Source organism: Citrobacter amalonaticus, assembly GCF_018323885.1.
Lineage (GTDB): Bacteria > Pseudomonadota > Gammaproteobacteria > Enterobacterales > Enterobacteriaceae > Citrobacter_A > Citrobacter_A amalonaticus.
Window position 1 is genome coordinate 1,742,648 of record NZ_AP024585.1, and the last position, 22,209, is coordinate 1,764,856.

Sequence of the window (22,209 nt, forward strand, 5' to 3'; positions counted from 1 at the left end):
AACCAATCATCAATGCCTCGAGCGCTATCCTTTTCGCTTGCGGTTTGTTTAGATACTGTTGAATTTCAGCTGAAAACTTACCATCAGGATCGCTATGGGTATTAAGGGAAATAAAATTAAAAAGCGCTATCTGTTGCTTATTTTCATTCTCATCCTGGGGGCATTTGCCCTTTGGCGGACGCTTAATGCGCCGGTGCCAAATTATCAGACGCTGATTGTGCGGCCGGGAGATTTGCAGCAGAGCGTACTGGCAACCGGCAAACTCGACGCCTTACGTAAAGTTGACGTGGGCGCGCAGGTGAGTGGTCAGCTCAAAACGCTGTCGGTAGCGATTGGCGATAAGGTGAAGAAAGACCAGTTGCTGGGCGTTATCGACCCCGAACAGGCGGAAAACCAGATCAAAGAGGTGGAAGCGACGCTGATGGAGCTTCGCGCTCAACGCCAGCAGGCTGAAGCCGAGTGGAAGCTGGCGCGGGTGACGCTCGCCCGCCAGCAACAGCTGGCAAAAACTCAGGCTGTGTCGCAACAGGATCTGGACACCGCCGCGACAGAGATGGCGGTGAAACAGGCACAAATCGGCACCATTGATGCGCAGATCAAACGCAATCAGGCATCTCTGGATACCGCGAAGACCAACCTCGACTACACCCGCATCGTTGCGCCGATGGCTGGTGAAGTCACGCAGATCACCACCCTACAGGGGCAGACGGTGATTGCCGCGCAGCAGGCGCCGAACATTCTGACACTGGCGGACATGAGTACGATGTTGGTGAAAGCACAGGTTTCTGAAGCTGATGTGATTCACCTTAAACCGGGGCAGAAAGCCTGGTTCACCGTGCTGGGCGATCCGCAGACCCGCTACGAAGGGACGCTGAAAGATGTGCTGCCGACGCCGGAAAAAGTGAATGATGCCATTTTCTATTACGCCCGATTTGAAGTGCCCAACCCCAAAGGTATTCTGCGCCTGGAGATGACCGCACAGGTCCATATTCAGCTAACGGATGTGAAAAACGTTCTGACGATCCCGCTTTCCGCGCTGGGCGATCCGGTCGGGGACAATCGCTACAAGGTGACCTTACTGCGTAACGGTGAAACTCGTGAACGCGAAGTGTCAATTGGCGCGCGCAATGACACCGACGTAGAGATTGTAAAAGGGCTGGAAGCCGGTGATGAAGTGGTGACGGGCGAGGGCAAACCAGGAGTCGCGCAATGACGGCATTGCTTGAACTGAGCAATATTCGCCGCAGTTATCCCTCGGGAGAAGAGCAGGTGGAGGTGCTGAAAGGCATCACGCTACAGATCAATGCCGGGGAGATGGTCGCGATCGTCGGGGCGTCTGGCTCCGGCAAATCCACGCTGATGAACATTCTGGGATGTCTCGATAAACCCACCAGCGGCACCTACCGGGTCGCGGGACGCGATGTCTCAACGCTGGACCGCGATGCGCTGGCGCAACTGCGTCGGGAGCATTTCGGTTTTATTTTCCAGCGCTACCATTTGCTGTCACATCTGACGGCAGCACAAAACGTCGAAGTCCCTGCCGTTTACGCCGGTACGGAAAGGAAACAGCGTCTGGCGCGCGCGCAGGAGCTGCTCCAGCGGCTTGGTCTGGGCGATCGCGTTGATTATCAACCCTCGCAGCTTTCCGGCGGTCAGCAACAGCGCGTGAGTATTGCCCGCGCGCTGATGAACGGCGGACAGGTGATCCTCGCCGATGAACCCACCGGTGCGCTCGACAGCCGTTCCGGTGAAGAGGTGATGGCAATTCTGCACCAGCTGCGCGATCGCGGGCATACGGTCATTATCGTCACCCACGATCCCCAGGTTGCCGCCCAGGCAGAGCGGGTGATTGAGATCCATGACGGCGAAATTGTGCGCAATCCGCCCGCAAAGCACGCCGCGCAGGGGCAGGGCATTCAGGAACCGACGGTGAAAACGGCGTCCGGCTGGAGCCAGTTTGTCAGCGGGTTTCGCGAGGCGCTGACAATGGCGTGGCTGGCGATGGCGGCCAACAAAATGCGCACGCTGCTGACGATGCTCGGGATCATCATCGGTATCGCGTCGGTGGTGTCGATTGTGGTGGTTGGCGACGCAGCGAAACAGCTGGTGCTGGCGGACATCCGCGCCATCGGGACCAACACCATTGATATCTACCCCGGCAAAGATTTTGGCGACGACGATCCACAGTATCAGCAGGCGCTGAAATACGACGATCTTGCGGCGATCCAAAAACAACCCTGGGTGACTTCTGCGACGCCCGCGGTGTCGCAGAACCTGCGCTTACGCTATGGCAATATCGACGTCGCCGCCAGCGCGAACGGGGTCAGCGGCGACTATTTTAACGTTTATGGCATGACGTTCAGCGAAGGGACAACGTTCAACCGCGAACAGCTTAACGGCCGTGCGCAGGTGGTGGTGCTCGACAGCAACACCCGACGTCAGTTGTTCCCGCATAAGGCGAACGTGGTGGGCGAGGTGATCCTCGTGGGCAACATGCCTGCGACGGTCATTGGCGTGGCGGAAGAGAAGCAGTCGATGTTTGGCAGCAGCAAAATCCTGCGCGTCTGGTTACCATACAGCACGATGTCCGGGCGCGTTATGGGGCAGTCGTGGCTGAACTCGATCACCGTACGAGTGAAGGAAGGCTTCGACAGCGCACAGGCCGAACAGCAACTCACCCGACTGCTGACGCTACGTCATGGCAAAAAGGATTTCTTCACCTGGAATATGGACGGTGTCTTGAAAACCGCCGAAAAGACCACACGTACTCTTCAGTTATTCCTGACGCTGGTGGCGGTGATTTCGCTGGTAGTTGGCGGGATCGGCGTGATGAATATTATGCTGGTGTCGGTCACAGAGCGTACGCGGGAGATAGGCATCCGGATGGCGGTTGGCGCGCGCGCCAGTGATGTGCTGCAGCAGTTTCTGATTGAAGCGGTGCTGGTTTGTCTGGTGGGTGGCGCGCTGGGTATCAGCCTGTCGATGCTGATTGCCTTCACGCTGCAACTGTTCCTGCCCGGTTGGGAGATTGGTTTCTCGCCGGTCGCGCTGCTGACGGCATTTTTGTGCTCTACCTTTACAGGCGTCCTGTTTGGCTGGTTACCGGCGCGCAACGCGGCGCGACTGGATCCGGTCGATGCGTTAGCGCGAGAGTAACGTCCCGGGAAATAAAAATGCCAGCCGATCGGGCTGGCATTTTACCTGCGGGATGTACACAATGAGACAGAAGAGCTATGCAACAGCTTCTGCTTCGATAGGCACGATGACACTGGCGTGATTGCCTTTTGGCCCCTGGTGAACATCAAACTGGACAGACTGTCCGGCTTTTAGCGTTCTGTAACCATCCATCTGAATGGTGGAATAGTGAGCGAAAATATCTTCGCCGCCGCCTTCAGGGCAGATGAACCCAAACCCTTTGGCATTGTTGAACCACTTAACAGTACCCGTTTCCATGCTTCGACATCCTTCGTAAATCTTATATAAGTAAGATGGAATGAACCGGTGGTGGAGTGGGGGTTGTTCAAAACCTCGCCAACTCTCGAAATTACAATTTAGAGAAATCAGGCGGGGCGTCAAGCGTCTGACGGGGGTCGGTGGGTAAAAATGAATCAAAAATTTGAAGCAGTTAACGCTATTGGCGGGAATGTGACAGATGTCGCGGATGCCAGTGATAGATGATAGTTATCTATTAATTGAGGTAGATTGATTGTGCACATCCGCTCTTGTCAGCGGCAGACTGTTCTGCCGGTAACCGTAACTGAAGATGACGACTGACAATGGGTAAGACGAACGACTGGCTGGATTTCGACCAGCTGGCGGCTGATAAAGTGCGTGACGCGCTAAAACCGCCATCTATGTATAAAGTGATATTAGTCAATGATGATTACACTCCGATGGAGTTTGTTATTGACGTGTTACAAAAATTCTTTTCTTATGATGTAGAACGTGCAACGCAACTGATGCTTGCGGTTCACTATCACGGTAAAGCCATCTGCGGCGTTTTCACCGCAGAGGTCGCGGAGACCAAAGTGGCGATGGTGAACACGTATGCGAGGGAGAACGAGCACCCGTTGCTGTGTACGCTGGAAAAAGCCTGAATGCAGGCATAAAAATTGGGGGGAGGTGCCTATGCTCAATCAAGAACTGGAACTCAGTTTAAATATGGCTTTCGCCAGAGCGCGCGAGCACCGTCATGAGTTTATGACCGTCGAGCACTTGTTACTGGCGCTGCTCAGTAACCCATCGGCCCGCGAAGCGCTGGAAGCGTGTTCCGTGGACCTCGTGGCGCTCCGTCAGGAACTCGAAGCCTTCATTGAACAAACCACACCCGTATTGCCTGCCAGCGAAGAAGAACGCGACACGCAGCCGACGCTGAGCTTTCAGCGCGTACTGCAACGTGCGGTCTTCCACGTTCAGTCCTCCGGGCGCAGTGAAGTGACTGGCGCGAACGTGCTGGTCGCCATCTTTAGCGAACAGGAATCTCAGGCTGCTTACCTGCTGCGTAAACATGAGGTCAGCCGTCTTGATGTGGTCAACTTTATTTCTCACGGTACGCGCAAAGATGAGCCGAGTCAGTCGTCTGATCCTGGCAGTCAGCCCAATACCGACGAGCAAGCTGGCGGGGAGGAACGTATGGAGAACTTCACGACTAACCTTAACCAGCTTGCCCGGGTTGGCGGTATTGACCCGCTGATCGGCCGTGACAAAGAACTGGAGCGCGCCATTCAGGTACTGTGCCGTCGGCGTAAAAATAACCCATTGCTGGTGGGGGAATCTGGCGTCGGGAAGACGGCGATAGCCGAAGGCCTGGCCTGGCGTATCGTGCAGGGCGACGTGCCGGAAGTGATGGCCGATTGCACCATCTACTCGCTGGATATCGGTTCGCTGCTGGCGGGCACCAAATACCGCGGTGACTTTGAAAAACGCTTTAAAGCGCTGCTGAAACAGCTGGAGCAGGATAGCAACAGCATTCTGTTTATCGACGAGATCCACACTATCATCGGGGCCGGTGCGGCGTCGGGTGGTCAGGTGGATGCGGCAAACCTGATTAAACCGCTGCTTTCCGGCGGTAAGATCCGCGTGATCGGCTCCACAACCTATCAGGAGTTCAGCAATATTTTCGAGAAAGACCGTGCGTTAGCCCGTCGCTTCCAGAAAATTGATATTACTGAACCGTCGGTAGAAGAGACCGTACAGATCATCAACGGCCTGAAACCGAAGTATGAAGCGCACCATGATGTCCGTTACACCGCGAAAGCGGTACGTGCAGCGGTTGAACTGGCGGTGAAATACATCAACGACCGTCATCTGCCGGATAAAGCGATTGACGTCATTGATGAAGCGGGGGCGCGTGCGCGCCTGATGCCGGTCAGCAAGCGTAAGAAAACCGTCAACGTGGCGGATATCGAGTCCGTTGTGGCGCGTATTGCGCGTATCCCGGAGAAGAGCGTGTCGCAAAGCGATCGTGATACGCTGAAAAACCTTGGCGACCGTCTGAAAATGCTGGTCTTTGGGCAGGATAAAGCCATTGAGGCGCTGACCGAAGCCATCAAGATGAGCCGTGCGGGCCTGGGACACGAGCATAAGCCTGTCGGTTCCTTCCTGTTTGCCGGTCCGACCGGGGTCGGGAAAACCGAGGTAACAGTGCAGCTTTCCAAAGCGCTGGGAATTGAATTGCTGCGTTTTGACATGTCCGAGTATATGGAACGTCATACGGTCAGCCGCCTGATTGGCGCGCCTCCGGGATACGTTGGTTTCGATCAGGGCGGTTTGCTGACGGATGCGGTCATCAAGCATCCCCATGCGGTACTGCTGCTCGATGAAATTGAAAAAGCGCACCCGGATGTCTTTAACCTGCTGCTGCAGGTGATGGACAACGGCACGCTGACGGATAACAACGGGCGTAAAGCCGATTTCCGCAACGTGGTGCTGGTGATGACGACTAACGCCGGTGTCCGTGAAACGGAGCGTAAATCGATTGGCCTGATTCATCAGGACAACAGCACTGACGCGATGAGCGAAATCAAGAAAGTGTTCACGCCGGAGTTCCGTAACCGTCTCGACAATATTATCTGGTTCGAGCACCTGTCTACTGAGGTGATCCACCAGGTTGTCGATAAGTTCATCGTCGAGCTGCAGGTTCAACTGGATCAGAAAGGTGTCTCCCTGGAAGTCAGCCAGGAAGCGCGTAACTGGCTGGCTGAGAAAGGCTACGATCGGGCAATGGGCGCACGTCCAATGGCGCGCGTGATTCAGGATAACCTGAAAAAACCATTGGCGAACGAGCTGCTGTTTGGTTCTCTGGTGGATGGCGGGCAGGTGACCGTGGCACTGGATAAAGAGAAAAATGAGCTGACCTATGGTTTCCAGAGTGCCCAGAAGCACAAACCGGAAGCCGCGCATTAATCCACCTCTCTATAACTGGTTGATAAACCGGGCCGTGTGCCCGGTTTTTTTATGCAAAAAAAAGCGCGTACTTGCGTACGCGCTCATTCTCGAATATGGCGGTGAGGGGGGGATTGACTCGCTTCGCTCGCCCTGCGGGCGTCATGGCCTGCGGCCATTCCGTCCAACGGGCTGTGCCCGTTGTCGAACCCCGGTCGGGGATTCTCATCCCCCCTATTGGGGAACATAAAAGAAAAGAGCCGATACATAAGTACCGGCTCTTTTCTGAAATATGGCGGTGAGGGGGGGATTGACTCGCTTCGCTCGCCCTGCGGGCGTCATGGCCTGCGGCCATTCCGTCCAACGGGCTGTGCCCGTTGTCGACCCCCGGTCGGGGATTCTCATCCCCCCTATTGGGGAACATAAAAGAAAAGAGCCGATACATAAGTACCGGCTCTTTTCTGAAATATGGCGGTGAGGGGGGGATTCGAACCCCCGATACGTTGCCGTATACACACTTTCCAGGCGTGCTCCTTCAGCCACTCGGACACCTCACCATATTGTATTGCTGCCTGACCACTTGGGGGGCAACGGGGCGCTACTATAGGGAGTTGCACTAAAACGGTCAAGCAGTATTTACGCTTTACTTCTCGTTTGGTTACGCATTGTACATCTTCCCCAACGTAAGCCGTCGGGGAAGCGATTTAGCGTTGTGAATCCACTTTTCGCGGCTCTTCACGACCTTCTCACGCTCAGATTTGACCAAAGCGGCCCGTGTTAAAATCGCGAACGGCTTCTGCGATTTCATGTCTGGTATTCATGACAAACGGACCGTAGCCGACGATCGGTTCATTCAGCGGCACTCCCGACAGTAACAACACGCTGGCATCGTGGGTGGCTTCCAGATGCAGTGCGTCCCCTTGCTGGCTTAATACCACCAGTTGCGCATCGCTTGCTGTTGTCGATCCATTTACCGTGATTGAGCCTTTCAGGACGACCAGTGCGGTACTCCACCCTTCAGGCTGTGAAAGCGTCACCGGGCGCGCCTGTTGTAACCGCATATCCCAGACGTTCAGCGGCGAGAACGTGTGTGCCGGACCGGTCGTCTGCTGATACTGACCGGCAATAATTCGCGCTGTCCCGGCATCGTCCGGCAGCTCAACAGTCGGGATGAAATCCTGGGTGATGCTCTGATAACCCGGCGCCGTCATTTTGTCTTTTGCTGGCAGGTTCACCCACAGTTGCACCATCTCCAGTTCTCCTCCCTTGTGGGAGAAGGCTTCAGAATGAAATTCTTCATGCAGAATGCCCGCACCCGCGGTCATCCATTGCACGTCGCCGGGGCCGATAATGCCGCCGCGACCGGTTGAGTCGCGATGCTCAACCTCACCGCGGTACACAATTGTCACCGTTTCAAAACCACGGTGGGGATGTTCACCCACGCCGCGCTTTTCCGTTCCCGGCGCGAAGGTATGGGGACCGGCATAGTCAAGCAGCAAAAATGGGCTCAACTGTTCTGCATGGGACTGGTACGAAAACAGTGAACGAACCGGAAATCCATCGCCAACCCAGTGCGGACGAGGTGCGGTATAGACGCCTGTAACTTGTTTCATCATTCTCTCCTCAATGGCTTGTTTCGTTATGAATAAGCTTATATTCATGACAGCGAGGTGAGTAGTGGCTAAAATGGACCTCATCGTTCTGAAAATGGAACAATAAATGGTAAAGCCAGATCTCAATGATTTTGCGTGGTTTGTTCATGTCGTGGAGCAGGGCGGGTTTGCTGCTGCAGGTCGTGCACTCGATGAACCGAAATCAAAGCTCAGCCGGCGCATTGCACAACTGGAAGAGCAACTGGGGGTGCGGCTCATCCAGCGGACGACACGGCAGTTTAACGTCACGGAAGTGGGACATACGTTCTATGAGCACTGTAAAGCCATGCTGGTAGAAGCACAGGCAGCGCAGGATGCGATTGCCGCATTGCAGGTTGAGCCTCGGGGCGTGGTGAAGCTAACGTGTCCGGTGACGCTGCTTCATGTCCACGTGGGGCCAATGCTGGCGAAATTTATGGCGCGTTACTCCGACGTAACGTTGCAACTCGAAGCCACGAACCGTCGCGTTGATGTAGTAGGGGAAGGCGTTGATATTGCGATCAGAGTGCGTCCGCGCCCGATTGAGGACAGCGATCTGGTGATGCGGGTGCTTGCCGACCGCGCCCATCGGTTGTTTGCCAGCCCGGCGCTGATCGCACGCATGGGTACCCCTACGGCGCCGTCGGAATTAAGCCGTTGGCCCGGACTGAGTCTCTCGGCAGGCAAACATATTCATCGCTGGGAACTGTATGGTCCACAAGGGGCCAGAGCGGAAGTGCACTTTACCCCGCGATTTATCACGACCGACATGCTGGCATTGCGCGAGGCGGCCATCGCCGGCGTCGGTGCCGTGCAACTTCCCATCTTAATGGCGAAAGAACAGCTTGCGGCGGGGGAACTGGTTGCGTTACTGGAAGGTTGGGAACCACGAAGAGAGGTCATTCACGCGGTTTTTCCTTCACGCAGGGGATTGCTGCCATCAGTCAGAGCGCTGGTGGATTTTCTGACGGATGAGTATGCGCGAATGGCGGAGGAGTAAGGGATTTTCATGCAACAAAAAAGGCCGGCTTAACCGACCTTTTATCATCTGGACGCCATTCGGGCGTGAAAACAATCAGCGACTACGGAAGACAATGCGGCCTTTGCTCAGGTCGTACGGGGTCAGCTCAACAGTCACTTTGTCGCCCGTCAGGATGCGGATGTAGTTTTTACGCATTTTACCGGAGATGTGTGCAGTAACCACGTGACCGTTTTCTAACTCTACGCGGAACATGGTATTAGGTAACGTTTCGAGAACGGTACCCTGCATTTCAATATTGTCTTCTTTGGCCATCTAATCCTCTGGGGTATCACTACCGTAATTTGAACCGGCAAGATAATGCCGAAGTTCTTTTAATAAGTAAAGATTTGCACGTTTAAAACGCAGCAAACAAAATTTGGCGCATTACTCCGATTCGCTTCAAAAACACACGACAAAGCCGCACGTGAAGCGCAACGTATAAGGGAGCGATGAGATAAACGATGGCGTTACCTGACGCGAACGGATCCTTAACGGCAGCGGGGTAATGGGCTAAACCAACTCTGCGACCGCAATTATAACACCCTGATAAAAAATGTGCCGAAAACATTCACCCCTGGGGCAAAAATAACGTGCGAGGGACCCAAAAATCGCGAGGTAAACGTTGTTGGCGTAATGCATCGAGGTGTTCCAGATACACTCGACGCGGAATTTCGACCGCGCCTAACGATTCGGTATGACTATTGAGCACCTGACAATCCATTAATTTACCGCCTTGCCGAACAAATTCTGCGCAAAAAACCAGCAGTGCGGTTTTTGACGCATTCTCTTGTCGGCTGAACATCGATTCGCCGCAAAACAGCGCCCCCTGGGAAACGCCATACATCCCGCCAACCAGCGTATTTTCACGCCAGACCTCAATGGAATGCGCATGTCCCAGTTCGTGCAGTCGATGATAGGCCTCCACCACGCCCTGGGTGATCCATGTCCCTTCATCGCGATCGTTGGCGCACCCTTCGATGACCTGGCCAAACGCATAATTCAGTGTGACGCGATACGGAGAACGCTTATGAAAGCGCTTCATGCTGCGGCTGACATGAAACGCGTCAGGCCACAGAATGGCGCGGGGATCCGGTGACCACCAAAGAATAGGGTCGCCAGGCGAAAACCACGGAAAAATACCGCGTTGATAGGCCATCAGCAGGCGCGCAGGGCTGAGATCGCCTCCAAGCGCCAGCAGGCCGTTTGGCTCGCGTAAAGCGCCCTCCGGCGAAGGGAAGGCGATAGAGTGTCGGGAAAGCTGAACCAGGCGCATGACAGCAGAACTCCAGTACGCGAGTCGGATCGTTCAATAATAGCTTACAGACCTTGCTTAAACTGGTAATAACGACCCTGCTGCGCTAACAGATCTGCGTGATTACCTTGCTCAATAATTTGGCCGTTGTCCATCACTATTATTTGATCAAAACGCGCGAGCCCGCGCAGGCGATGCGTCACCATCAGTAACGTTTTATCGCGCATCACCTCTGCCAGCAATTCAAGCATTTGGCTTTCGGTCGTCGCATCCAGGCCTTCCGTCGGTTCATCAAGCAGCATCAGCGGCGCATCGTGCAAAAGCGCACGGGCGATCGCCAGACGACGCAGTTCGCCACCGGATAGCTGACGACCGCCTTCGCCCAGCCAACTGTTGAGGCCAGCATCGTCCAGGAGTTTCTCCAGCCCGACGCGGCGCAGCGTGTCTGTCAGCTGGTCGTCACTGGCGTCAGGCGCCGCAAGCAGCAGGTTGTCGCGCAGGGTGGCGCTGAATAAGTGCACGCGCTGCGGCACAACGCTGATGGTCTTGCGCAGCGTCGCTTCATTCAGGGTTGCAATCGAACAACCGTTGAGCAGGATCTCGCCCTGCTGCGGATCCCACGCGCGCGTGAGCAGTTGGAGTAATGTCGATTTACCGCACCCGGTGCGCCCAAGAATGGCGATATGCTCGCCTGGATTCACCTGCAGGGAGAGCGAATCCAGCGCCTTTTGCGCCTGTTCGGGGTAGCTGAATGAAACATCACGCAGCGTCAGAGTGACCTGATCCGGGACGTCGGATACGTCAGTCGGGAAAGTGACTTCCGGCTTCTGTTCGGTCAGTTCGGTGATCCGCATGGCGGAGGCGATGACCTGTCCCAGATGCTGGAATGCGCCGGTAACCGGAGCCAGCGCTTCAAATGCTGCCAGCGCGCAAAAGACAAACAGGGCAATCAGCGCGCCAGGCTGAGCGTTATCCCCTACGCCGCCTGCCGCCATCCACAACATCAGCAAAATGGCAATGGCACCGATGAGCAACATCAGCGCCTGTGACAGTGCCGTCAGTTCAGACTGGCGGCGCTGCGCTTCGTGCCACTGTAACTCGGTGGCCTCCATCTGTGCGCGGTAGCGGTCGCTGGCGCCGAAAATGGTCAGTTCAGCCTGACCCTGTAACCATGAGGTCAACTGCTGGCGATACTGTCCGCGCAGGTGCGTCAGGTTTTGTCCGGTGGTTTTCCCGGCGCGATAAAACACCGGCGGCATAATAAACAGCGTCAGCAGCATCACGCCGCCGAGGGTGCAGGCGAGGGTGACATCCAGCACGCTCAGACCGATCGTCACAACCATAATCACCACGAAGGCTCCCACCAGGGGGGAGATGACGCGCAGGTAGAGGTGATCCAGCGTATCCACATCCGCCACAATGCGGTTCAACAGTTCACCCTGACGATAACGAGCCAGCCCGGCAGGGGAGAGCGGCAGCAGCTTGCTGAAGGTGTGAATACGTAAATGTTGCAGCACGCGGAAGGTGGCATCATGGCTGACCAGCCGCTCAAAATAGCGTCCGGCAGTCCGGGTAATAGCCGCACCGCGCACGCCTGCGGCAGGCAGCATATAGTTAAAACTGTAGATACCGGCAAAGCCCGCGACGGCTGACGCAGAGAGGAACCAGCCGGACAGCGTCAGCAGGCCAATGCTGGCGAGCAGGGTGATGATCGCCAGCACGATGCCCAGCGTTAACATCCATTTGTGACGTTTATAGAGCGTCAGATAAGGCAGTAGCGCGCGCATTAGATTTCCTCCTGACGATGGGCCAACAGCGTCGCAAATGCGCCATTGGCGGTACTCAGTTCGGCCCAGGAGCCCTGTTCGATAATCTGTCCGTCCTGCATCACCCAAATCGTGTCCCAGTCAGCCAGATCTTCAAGCTGGTGCGTGACCATCAGGGTGGTCTGGCGTTTTGAGGCCGCTTTCAGCGCCTGCATGACCCGCTGTTCGCTATGGGCATCCAGGCTGGCAGCCGGCTCATCCAGCAGCAGCAACTTGCAGGGATTAAGGAGCGCACGGGCTACTGCCACGCGTTGCGCCTGACCAACGGACAGACGTCCGGCCTGATCGCCAACGGGCGTATTCACGCCCTGTGGTAACAGCGGCAGGAATTCACTGACCCAGGCGCTGTCGAGCGCGGCACGCAACTCTTGCTCACTGGCATTCGGGCGAGCCAGAAGAACGTTTTCCCGTATCGTCGCCGCGGGCAACTGCGGGTTTTGCCCCACCCAGGAGAGATGCTTACGCCAGGACTCTGGCGACAAATCGCGAAGTTCCACCCCGTTAATGCGCAGCGATCCCTGATAAGAGAGGAAGCCGGAAAGCGCATTCAGCAGAGAACTCTTACCCGAACCGCTGCGACCGACCAGCACGACACGCTGCCCGGCAGCGAGGGAGAAGTTCAGTGGTCCCGCCAGGGTCTTACCTTCTGGCGATGTAATGATGAGATCGACGGCGTCAATGGAAACAGGTTCTTGCGTGGATAGTTCCACATCACCTTGTTCAGGATGGGCGAGCGGCGTTTCCATAAAAGTCTTCAGGCTGTCTGCCGCGCCAACCGCCTGTGCTTTAGCGTGATAAAACGTCCCCAAATCGCGCAGCGGCTGGAAAAACTCAGGGGCCAGAATAAGGGCGAGGAAGCCTGCTGCCAGCGTGACGCCCGTGCCGTAGTGGCCGAAATTAAGTTCGCCGAGGTAGGAAAAACCAAAGTAAACCGCGACCAGCGCAATGGAAAGCGAGGTAAAAAACTCCAGTACGCCCGAGGATAAAAAGGCAAGGCGCAAGACTTCCATCGTACGCTGGCGGAAATCTTGCGAGGCGACGCGAATGCTTTCGGTTTCAGCTTCACCACGGCCAAAAATGCGCAGGGTCTCCATTCCGCGTAAGCGATCGAGGAAATGTCCGCTCAGACGCGCCAGGGCGAGGAAATTACGCCGGTTAGCATCAGCAGCGCCCATACCGACCATCGCCATGAACAGAGGGATCAGCGGCGCGGTGCCGAGAAGGATCAACGCGGCGGCCCAGTTTGACGGAAAAATAGCCGCGACAATCAGGATGGGCACACACACCGCCAGCGCCATCTGCGGCAGATAACGAGCGTAGTAGTCGTGCATATCGTCAATCTGTTCCAGCACCAGCGTGGCCCAGCTTCCTGCGGGTTTTCCCTGGATCCACGCCGGACCGGCCTGTTGCAGGCGGTCGAGCACCTGGCGGCGGATCTCAAACCGGATGTGTTGGCCCGCATGGAATCCGACGCGTTCGCGTAACCAGACGACCCAGGCACGGAGGATAAAGATCAGCACCAGCACGACAAATGGCAACAGCAACGCCTCGCGCGGGATATTCTCCATGATCATATGTTGCAGAATGCGAGCCATGATCCAGGCCTGAGCGACAATCAGTACTCCACTCACAAACCCCAGCAGACGGGAAATCATAAGCCAGCGTTGGGAAATGACACTTTGCTGTTTTAACCAGCGGGTTAGCTCTTGTTGACGAGTTTTATTCATTGCGCGCTTTGCAGGTGAGTTATCAGAATTTTTTGCCAGGGCAATGTTACAACGGGGCAAAAATAAAGGCGACTTATAGTCGCCTTATTTACTTTTGTTACTGATTTGTAAAAACTATTTGCACGCGTCGGCTAAACCGTCGAGGTAGCGTTCAGCATCCAGCGCAGCCATACAACCGGTGCCTGCGGAGGTGATAGCCTGACGGTAAATGTGGTCCATCACGTCGCCCGCAGCAAAGACGCCCGGGATGCTGGTCTGGGTCGCGTTACCGTGACTCCCGGACTGCACTTTAATGTAGCCGTTTTCCAGCTCAAGCTGTCCTTCGAAAATCGCCGTGTTCGGGCTGTGGCCGATGGCAACAAACAGCCCTGCGACATCCAGCGACTCAATGTTGTCCGCATTCTGCGTATCACGCAGGCGCAGACCCGTGACGCCCATCTGATCGCCAGTCACTTCTTCCAGCGTGCGGTGGGTGTGCAGCACGATGTTGCCGTTCTCCACTTTGTCCATCAGACGCTTAATCAGAATTTTTTCCGCGCGGAAACCGTCACGACGGTGAATCAGGTGAACTTCAGAGGCGATGTTTGCAAGATACAGCGCTTCTTCGACGGCTGTGTTACCGCCACCGATAACCGCGACTTTCTGGTTACGATAGAAAAAACCGTCGCAGGTAGCGCAGGCAGAAACGCCACGGCCTTTGAATGCCTCTTCTGACGGCAGACCGAGATAACGAGCGGACGCACCGGTAGCGATGATTAGCGCATCACAGGTGTACTCTGCACTGTCACCGGTCAGACGGAACGGACGGTTTTGCAGGTCCACTTTATTGATGTGATCGAAGATGATCTCGGTTTCAAACTTAGTCGCATGCTCGTGCATACGTTCCATCAGCAGTGGTCCGGTCAGATCATTCGGATCGCCCGGCCAGTTTTCCACTTCTGTGGTGGTGGTCAGTTGGCCGCCTTTTTCCATACCGGTAATCAGTACCGGCTGCAGGTTTGCGCGCGCAGCATAGACCGCTGCGGTATATCCCGCCGGGCCGGAACCCAGGATAAGCAGTTTACTGTGTTTGGTCGTGCCCATGAGATCCTCATTGTTGTTGGCAGGCAATGGGCTGGATTGTAGGGAATTTGACGGCGTAAAAAAAGGGTATAGCGATTTTGTTAACAATTTGTGGAATAGACGAGGCCAATGAGTGAACAAATCTGCAGTCACGCCATAACGAATTCTACTTAAAATCCCTCAGTTATAAGGTGATAAAATGATGAATCATCTTAACGCCTAATGAATAACTGGCATGTTGTACTAAAAATCGATGTTTTGCTTTGACAATCACCTGCTGTTTTGCGAAAACATTCGAGGAAGAAAAAAACAGTGTTGTGTGTGTGCCGCATAATCATGCATATAAATACCATGTTTACCGGGCTAGCGAAATCTACGCATGGTGTGGACAGACGCCATTCGTGATGTCGATAGCTGCCGTCAGGCAACGGTCTTCTCACTATAGACCCAGGCATTGCGCGCCGCTAATCCTCTTGGGTTCGGTCTATTGTGATGGGCATCGACTCTCGACAATGATGTTTGATGAGTCAGGCAGGAGTAGGGAAGGAATACAGAGAGACAATAATAATGGTAGATAGCAAGAAGCGCCCTGGCAAAGATCTCGACCGTATTGATCGTAACATTCTTAATGAGCTGCAAAAGGATGGGCGTATTTCTAACGTCGAGCTTTCTAAACGAGTGGGACTTTCCCCGACGCCCTGCCTTGAGCGTGTGCGTCGTCTGGAAAGACAGGGTTTCATTCAGGGCTATACAGCGCTGTTAAACCCGCATTATCTGGATGCATCACTTCTGGTATTTGTTGAGATTACTCTGAATCGTGGCGCTCCGGATGTGTTTGAACAATTCAACGCCGCAGTACAAAAACTTGAAGAAATTCAAGAGTGTCATTTGGTGTCTGGCGATTTCGACTACCTGTTGAAAACACGTGTGCCGGACATGTCAGCCTACCGTAAGCTGCTGGGGGAAACCCTGCTGCGTCTGCCTGGCGTCAATGACACCCGTACTTACGTGGTAATGGAAGAAGTCAAACAGAGTAATCGTCTGGTTATTAAGACGCGCTAATACGGAACAGGTGCAAAATCGGCGTATTTTGATTACACTCCTGTTAATCCATACAGCAACAGTGCCGGGGTAACCCGGTGCTGTTGTCCGTTTTAGCATCGGGCAGGAAAAGCCCGAAACCTGGAGAGCCTTTTTTGAGCCAGGAATACACTGAAGACAAAGAAGTCACATTGACAAAGTTAAGCAGCGGGCGCCGACTTCTGGAGGCGTTGCTGATTCTTATTGCCCTTTTTGCTGTCTGGCTGATGGCAGCCTTACTGAGCTTTAATCCTTCTGATCCCAGTTGGTCGCAAACGGCCTGGCATGAGCCTATCCATAATTTGGGCGGGGCGCCGGGGGCATGGCTGGCGGATACCCTGTTCTTTATCTTTGGGATAATGGCGTACACCATTCCTGTCATCATTGTGGGCGGCTGCTGGTTTGCCTGGCGTCACCAGGCGACCGATGACTATATCGACTATTTTGCCGTCTCGCTGCGCATCATTGGCGTGCTGGCGCTTATCCTTACCTCCTGTGGTCTGGCCGCTATTAATGCCGATGACATCTGGTACTTCGCCTCCGGCGGGGTGATTGGCAGTCTGTTGAGTACCACGCTACAACCGCTGCTGCACAGCAGTGGTGGCACCATTACGCTTCTGTGCGTGTGGGCGGCAGGGCTGACGCTCTTTACCGGCTGGTCCTGGGTTAGCATCGCCGAAAAACTTGGCGGCTGGCTGCTCAATATTCTGACCTTTGCCAGCAACCGTACCCGTCGTGATGATACCTGGGTAGAAGACGACGAATACGAAGACGATGAAGAGTATGAAGATGAAGTCGAGGGCGGGAAACGTGAATCCCGTCGGGCGCGTATTCTTCGCGGTGCGCTGGCGCGCCGTAAACGTCTGGCTGAAAAATTTATCAATCCGCATGGTCGTCAGACGGATGCGGCGCTCTTCTCCGGCAGACGCATGGATGATGACGATGAGATAGCCTACAGCGCGCGCGGCGTCGCGGCCGATCCTGGCGATGTGCTGTTCTCCGGGCATCGTGCGACACAGCCGGAATATGATGAATACGATCCGCTGTTAAACGGTCATTCGGTGACCGAACCCGTCGCCGCTGCGGCGGCAGCAACGGCTGCGACTCAGGCCTGGGCTGCGCCGGTCGATCCGATTATGCAAACGCCGCCCGTACCAGGCGCAGAAACCGTTCCTGTACAACCTGCGGTTGCATGGCAACCCGTACCAGGCCCGCAAACCGGCGAGCCGGTGATTGCTCCTGCGCCGGAAGGCTATCCGCCGCACAACCCGTACGCGCAGCCGCAACAGGCGCAGTATGAGACATGGCAACAGCCTGTTCCGACTGAACCGCAAAATGCTGCGTCTGTGGCTCCTGAAGCTGGTTATCCGCAGCCAGGCGTACCGCAACAACCGTGGCAGCAACCGCAAGCTACGGTAGAGCAACCCTGGCAGCCCGAGCCGGTTTATCAACCCGAGCCTGTACAGCAGCCGGTTTATCATCAGCCAGCGTATCAGCCGGAGCCTTTATCGCCACAGGAACCTGTGGTTCCGCAGGCTCCGATTACTGAGCCTGAGCCGGTAGTCGAAGAGACAAAACCTGCGCGCCCGCCGCTGTACTACTTTGAAGAAGTGGAAGAGAAGCGTGCGCGTGAACGTGAGCAACTGGCCGCGTGGTATCAGCCGATTCCTGAACCTGTTAACGCGCAGGAACCGGTGGTTCCTGCACCGTCAACTGCGCCTTCTATACCGCCTGTTGACACCGCTGCGACCATTGCGCCGATCGCTGCAAGCGTGAAGGATGCGACCTTATCAGCCGGTGCGACTGCGGCAGCTGCAGCGCCAGTCTTCAGACTCGCGAATGGCGGAGCGCCGCGTCCGCAGGTGAAAGAAGGGATTGGCCCGCAACTGCCTCGTCCCAATCGCGTACGTGTACCGACACGCCGTGAGCTGGCATCGTATGGTATTAAATTGCCTTCTCAGCGTATGGCTGAGGAGAGAGCGCGTGAAGCCGGTCAACACGATCCGCAGTATAGCGATGATGAAATCAACGCCATGCAACAGGACGAACTGGCTCGTCAGTTTGCTCAGTCACAGCAAAGTCGTTATGGCGACGAGTATCAGCATGAGGCGACGCAGGCCGACGATGAAGATGCCGCTGCGGAAGCTGAACTGGCGCGCCAGTTTGCCTCTTCACAGCAACAGCGCTACGCCGGTGAGCAACCTGCCGGAGCGAATCCATTCTCGCTGGATGATTTTGAGTTTTCACCCATGAAAACGCTGGTCGATAACGGCCCGCATGAGCCGCTGTTTACACCGGGCGTTATGCCGGAGTCTGCGCCTGTTCAGCCACCCACAACGCCGCAGTATCAGCAGCCGCAACAGCCGGTAGCGCCACAGCCGCAGTATCAGCAGCCGCAACAGCCGGTAGCGCCGCAGCCACAGTATCAACAGTCACAACAGCCGGTAGCGCCGCAGCCGCAGTATCAACAGCCACAACAGCCGGTAGCGCCGCAGCCACAGTATCAGCAACCGCATCAGCCGGTAGTGACGCAGCAACCTGCTGCACCTCAGCCGCAGGAAAGCCTGATTCACCCGCTGCTGATGCGCAATGGTGACAGCCGTCCGCTGCAAAAACCGACGACGCCACTGCCTTCGCTGGATCTGCTGACGCAGCCACCGAGTGAAGTGGAGCCGGTTGATACCTTCGCGCTGGAACAAATGGCGCGCCTGGTTGAAGCTCGCCTGGCTGATTTCCGCATCAAGGCCGATGTGGTGAATTACTCGCCAGGTCCGGTGATCACCCGTTTTGAACTGAATCTGGCGCCGGGTGTGAAAGCGGCGCGTATTTCCAACCTTTCTCGTGACCTGGCGCGTTCGTTGTCGACTGTCGCGGTGCGCGTGGTGGAAGTGATTCCGGGTAAACCATACGTAGGCCTGGAATTGCCGAACAAAAAACGGCAGACCGTTTACCTGCGTGAAGTGCTGGATAACGCGAAGTTCCGTGAAAACCCGTCGCCGCTGACCGTCGTGTTGGGTAAAGATATTGCCGGCGATCCGGTGGTAGCCGATCTGGCGAAAATGCCGCACCTGCTGGTGGCGGGAACAACCGGTTCGGGTAAATCGGTTGGGGTGAACGCCATGATCCTCAGCATGCTTTACAAGGCGCAGCCGGAAGACGTTCGTTTCATCATGATCGACCCGAAAATGCTGGAGCTGTCGGTTTACGAAGGCATTCCGCATCTGCTGACGGAAGTCGTCACGGATATGAAAGACGCCGCCAACGCCCTGCGCTGGAGCGTTAACGAGATGGAACGCCGTTACAAGCTGATGTCTGCGCTGGGCGTGCGTAATCTTGCGGGTTACAACGAGAAGATAGCCGAAGCCGCGCGGATGGGACGTCCAATTCCGGACCCGTACTGGAAACCGGGCGACAGTATGGATGCGCAGCATCCGGTACTGGAAAAACTGCCGTATATCGTTGTGCTGGTTGACGAATTTGCCGACCTGATGATGACCGTCGGTAAGAAAGTTGAAGAGCTGATTGCCCGACTGGCGCAAAAAGCCCGTGCGGCCGGGATCCACCTGGTGCTGGCGACACAGCGTCCATCGGTTGACGTCATTACCGGTCTTATTAAAGCCAACATACCGACACGTATTGCCTTCACCGTGTCCAGTAAGATTGACTCGCGTACTATCCTCGATCAGGGCGGTGCAGAATCGCTGCTGGGGATGGGGGATATGCTTTACTCCGGGCCAAACTCCACCATGCCGGTGCGTGTTCACGGCGCATTTGTCCGTGACCAGGAAGTGCATGCGGTGGTGCAGGACTGGAAGGCGCGTGGGCGTCCGCAGTATGTGGATGGCATCACCTCCGACAGCGAAAGCGAAGGCGGCGGCGGTGGCTTTGACGGTGGCGAAGAGCTGGATCCGTTATTCGATCAGGCTGTCAACTTTGTGACAGAGAAACGTAAAGCGTCCATCTCCGGCGTACAGCGCCAGTTCCGTATTGGCTACAACCGTGCGGCGCGCATTATCGAACAGATGGAAGCGCAGGGAATCGTCAGCGAACAAGGCCATAACGGCAATCGTGAAGTGCTGGCGCCACCACCGTTTGACTAAGTGCAAAGTTACGTAATTCAGTATTGTCTTCTTTCCTCACGCTGATTTTTGGCCTGGAATGGATAGCAGAGGGATCTCCCGGTCGGGAGTGACGTATTTTGAGGAATAACAATGAAAAAAATCGCAATCACCTGTGCATTACTCTCAGGATTCGTGGTAAGCAGCGTTTGGGCGGATGCTGCCAGCGATCTGAAAAGTCGTCTGGATAAAGTAAGCAGCTTCCACGCCAGCTTCACACAGAAAGTGACTGATGGCAGCGGCGCTGCTGTTCAGGAAGGTCAGGGTGATTTGTGGGTGAAGCGTCCGAACCTGTTTAACTGGCACATGACGCAGCCTGATGAAAGCATTCTGGTTTCTGATGGGAAAACGCTGTGGTTCTTCAACCCGTTTGTTGAGCAGGCCACCGCGACCTGGCTGAAAGACGCCACCGGCAACACGCCGTTTATGCTGATTGCCCGCAACCAGTCCAGCGACTGGCAACAGTACAATATCAAGCAGAACGGTGACGACTTCGTCCTGACGCCGAAAACCAGCAACGGTAACCTGAAACAGTTCACCATCAATGTGGGCCGTGACGGGACTATTCATCAGTTCAGCGCCGTGGAGCAGGATGACCAGCGCAGCAGCTATCAGCTGAAATCACAGCAGAATGGCGCCGTTGACGCATCGAAGTTCACCTTTACTCCACCGCAAGGCGTAACGGTAGACGACCAACGTAAGTAGAGGCCTGCGTGAGCAACCTGTCGCTCGATTTTTCTGATAATACCTTTCAGCCACTGGCCGCGCGGATGCGGCCAGAAAATTTAGCGCAGTATATTGGTCAGCAGCACCTGCTGGCTGCGGGTAAACCGTTGCCGCGTGCGATTGAAGCCGGACATCTGCACTCCATGATCTTGTGGGGACCGCCGGGAACCGGGAAAACGACACTCGCTGAAGTGATTGCCCGCTACGCCGATGCCGACGTTGAGCGGATATCGGCGGTCACCTCCGGCGTGAAAGAGATCCGCGAAGCCATCGAACGCGCCCGTCAGAATCGTCATGCCGGGCGTCGCACTATTCTGTTTGTTGACGAAGTTCATCGCTTTAATAAAAGCCAACAGGATGCGTTCTTACCGCATATTGAAGACGGCACGATCACCTTTATCGGGGCAACCACCGAAAACCCGTCGTTTGAACTGAATTCTGCGCTGTTGTCGCGGGCGCGCGTCTATTTGCTCAAATCGCTGACCACGGAAGATATCGAACAGGTTCTCCGTCAGGCGATGGAAGACAAGGCGCGGGGCTATGGTGGCCAGGATATCGTTCTGCCGGATGATACCCGCAAAGCTATCGCGGAACTGGTCAATGGTGATGCGCGCCGCGCATTGAACACCCTGGAAATGATGGCTGATATGGCCGAAGTGGATGATAGCGGCAAGCGAGTACTGCTTCCCGCGTTGTTGACCGAAATCGCCGGTGAGCGCAGCGCGCGTTTTGATAACAAAGGCGACCGCTTCTACGATCTCATTTCCGCATTGCATAAATCAGTTCGCGGCAGCGCGCCGGATGCGGCACTTTACTGGTATGCACGTATCATTACGGCCGGGGGGGATCCGCTGTATGTCGCGCGCCGTTGCCTGGCGATTGCTTCCGAAGATGTGGGCAATGCCGATCCGCGTGCGATGCAGGTGGCGATTTCCGCCTGGGACTGCTTCACGCGTGTGGGGCCTGCTGAAGGCGAGCGCGCCATCGCCCAGGCGATTGTTTATCTGGCCTGTGCACCGAAAAGCAATGCGGTGTATACCGCCTTTAAAGCGGCGCTCTCCGATGCCCGTGAACGTCCTGACTATGACGTACCTGTTCATCTGCGCAATGCGCCGACGAAGTTGATGAAAGAGATGGGTTACGGCCAGGAATATCGTTATGCACATGACGAACCGAATGCTTATGCCGCGGGCGAGGAATATTTCCCGCCGGAGATGGCACAAACACGCTATTATCACCCCACAAACAGAGGTCTTGAGGGCAAGATTGGCGAAAAGCTCGCCTGGCTCGCCGGACAGGATCAAAATAGCCCTATAAAACGCTACCGTTAGCGCAGGCGTTGCGGTAATGTTGGCACTGTATCCCTGTGACCGCAGGCTGTG

17 protein-coding genes, 1 tRNA gene and 1 other RNA gene are annotated in these 22,209 nt (G+C 55.6%); 10 read left to right on the forward strand and 9 right to left on the reverse strand.

Annotated features, from left to right (window positions below; all coding sequences use genetic code 11):
- Window positions 1-94: 94 nt before the first annotated feature.
- On the forward strand, window positions 95-1,213 hold the full coding sequence (gene macA / locus KI228_RS08125; protein ID WP_043001214.1) for a macrolide transporter subunit MacA: 1,119 nt from the start codon (window positions 95-97) through the stop codon (window positions 1,211-1,213).
- Window positions 1,210-3,156 (forward strand): macrolide ABC transporter ATP-binding protein/permease MacB, encoded by a 1,947-nt coding sequence (macB, locus tag KI228_RS08130; RefSeq protein ID WP_043001213.1) that lies wholly within the window; start codon window positions 1,210-1,212, stop codon window positions 3,154-3,156. The genes macA and macB overlap by 4 nt, the downstream gene beginning before the upstream one ends.
- A 75-nt stretch (window positions 3,157-3,231) precedes the next feature.
- On the opposite strand, the gene cspD is transcribed toward macB, so the two are convergent.
- The gene (cspD, locus tag KI228_RS08135; RefSeq protein ID WP_042284847.1) at window positions 3,232-3,453 is read right to left on the reverse strand and encodes a cold shock-like protein CspD; all 222 of its coding nucleotides are present in this window, start codon (window positions 3,451-3,453) and stop codon (window positions 3,232-3,234) included.
- 150 nt (window positions 3,454-3,603) lie between these two features.
- Between cspD and KI228_RS08140 the strand changes: the two genes are divergently transcribed.
- The 3 genes from KI228_RS08140 (at window position 3,604) to clpA (ending at window position 6,405) form a co-directional block, all read left to right on the forward strand.
- Complete coding sequence (locus KI228_RS08140; protein WP_212807582.1) at window positions 3,604-3,678, forward strand: hypothetical protein; 75 nt, start codon at window positions 3,604-3,606, stop codon at window positions 3,676-3,678.
- 98 nt (window positions 3,679-3,776) lie between these two features.
- The gene (gene clpS / locus KI228_RS08145) at window positions 3,777-4,097 is read left to right on the forward strand and encodes an ATP-dependent Clp protease adapter ClpS (RefSeq protein WP_042320277.1); all 321 of its coding nucleotides are present in this window, start codon (window positions 3,777-3,779) and stop codon (window positions 4,095-4,097) included.
- A 31-nt stretch (window positions 4,098-4,128) separates the two neighbouring features.
- Window positions 4,129-6,405, forward strand: a complete 2,277-nt coding sequence (clpA, locus tag KI228_RS08150) for an ATP-dependent Clp protease ATP-binding subunit ClpA (RefSeq protein ID WP_043001212.1) — start codon at window positions 4,129-4,131, stop codon at window positions 6,403-6,405.
- A gap of 96 nt (window positions 6,406-6,501) precedes the next feature.
- On the opposite strand, the gene KI228_RS08155 is transcribed toward clpA, so the two are convergent.
- From KI228_RS08155 to KI228_RS08165, 3 genes are all read right to left on the reverse strand, one after another.
- Window positions 6,502-6,633: non-coding RNA, RtT sRNA (locus KI228_RS08155), on the reverse strand.
- A 220-nt stretch (window positions 6,634-6,853) separates the two neighbouring features.
- Window positions 6,854-6,941 (reverse strand) — tRNA-Ser (locus KI228_RS08160).
- Window positions 6,942-7,136: 195 nt separating this feature from the next.
- Window positions 7,137-7,997, reverse strand: coding sequence for a pirin family protein (locus KI228_RS08165; RefSeq protein WP_212807584.1), 861 nt, complete (start codon window positions 7,995-7,997; stop codon window positions 7,137-7,139).
- Between the two features lie 106 nt (window positions 7,998-8,103).
- Between KI228_RS08165 and KI228_RS08170 the strand changes: the two genes are divergently transcribed.
- On the forward strand, window positions 8,104-9,015 hold the full coding sequence (locus KI228_RS08170; RefSeq protein ID WP_061070327.1) for a LysR family transcriptional regulator: 912 nt from the start codon (window positions 8,104-8,106) through the stop codon (window positions 9,013-9,015).
- Window positions 9,016-9,090: 75 nt separating this feature from the next.
- Here the strand turns inward: KI228_RS08170 and infA are convergent, their stop codons facing one another.
- The 5 genes from infA to trxB form a co-directional block, all read right to left on the reverse strand.
- Window positions 9,091-9,309, reverse strand: coding sequence for a translation initiation factor IF-1 (gene infA, locus KI228_RS08175; RefSeq protein WP_001040187.1), 219 nt, complete (start codon window positions 9,307-9,309; stop codon window positions 9,091-9,093).
- A gap of 295 nt (window positions 9,310-9,604) precedes the next feature.
- Window positions 9,605-10,309 carry a leucyl/phenylalanyl-tRNA--protein transferase gene (aat, locus tag KI228_RS08185; RefSeq protein WP_044256350.1) on the reverse strand — a complete coding sequence of 235 codons (705 nt, stop codon included), beginning with the start codon at window positions 10,307-10,309 and terminating at the stop codon, window positions 9,605-9,607.
- A gap of 44 nt (window positions 10,310-10,353) precedes the next feature.
- Entirely contained in the window at window positions 10,354-12,075 is a 1,722-nt protein-coding gene (gene cydC, locus KI228_RS08190; RefSeq protein WP_061070326.1) for a heme ABC transporter ATP-binding protein/permease CydC, read from the reverse strand.
- Window positions 12,075-13,841, reverse strand: coding sequence for a heme ABC transporter permease/ATP-binding protein CydD (gene cydD, locus KI228_RS08195; protein WP_061070325.1), 1,767 nt, complete (start codon window positions 13,839-13,841; stop codon window positions 12,075-12,077). The genes cydC and cydD overlap by 1 nt, the downstream gene beginning before the upstream one ends.
- A gap of 114 nt (window positions 13,842-13,955) precedes the next feature.
- Window positions 13,956-14,924: a thioredoxin-disulfide reductase gene (trxB, locus tag KI228_RS08200; RefSeq protein WP_054177103.1), complete on the reverse strand. Its 969-nt coding sequence runs from the start codon at window positions 14,922-14,924 to the stop codon at window positions 13,956-13,958.
- Between the two features lie 546 nt (window positions 14,925-15,470).
- On the opposite strand from trxB, the gene lrp reads away from it, so the two are divergent.
- From lrp to rarA, 4 genes are all read left to right on the forward strand, one after another.
- Entirely contained in the window at window positions 15,471-15,965 is a 495-nt protein-coding gene (gene lrp, locus KI228_RS08205) for a leucine-responsive transcriptional regulator Lrp (protein WP_000228469.1), read from the forward strand.
- 134 nt (window positions 15,966-16,099) lie between these two features.
- Entirely contained in the window at window positions 16,100-20,083 is a 3,984-nt protein-coding gene (ftsK, locus tag KI228_RS08210) for a DNA translocase FtsK (RefSeq protein WP_212807562.1), read from the forward strand.
- A gap of 111 nt (window positions 20,084-20,194) precedes the next feature.
- Window positions 20,195-20,806, forward strand: coding sequence for an outer membrane lipoprotein periplasmic chaperone LolA (gene lolA / locus KI228_RS08215; RefSeq protein WP_044256345.1), 612 nt, complete (start codon window positions 20,195-20,197; stop codon window positions 20,804-20,806).
- A gap of 8 nt (window positions 20,807-20,814) precedes the next feature.
- Window positions 20,815-22,158, forward strand: a complete 1,344-nt coding sequence (gene rarA, locus KI228_RS08220; protein WP_043001204.1) for a replication-associated recombination protein RarA — start codon at window positions 20,815-20,817, stop codon at window positions 22,156-22,158.
- Window positions 22,159-22,209 lie beyond the last annotated feature (51 nt).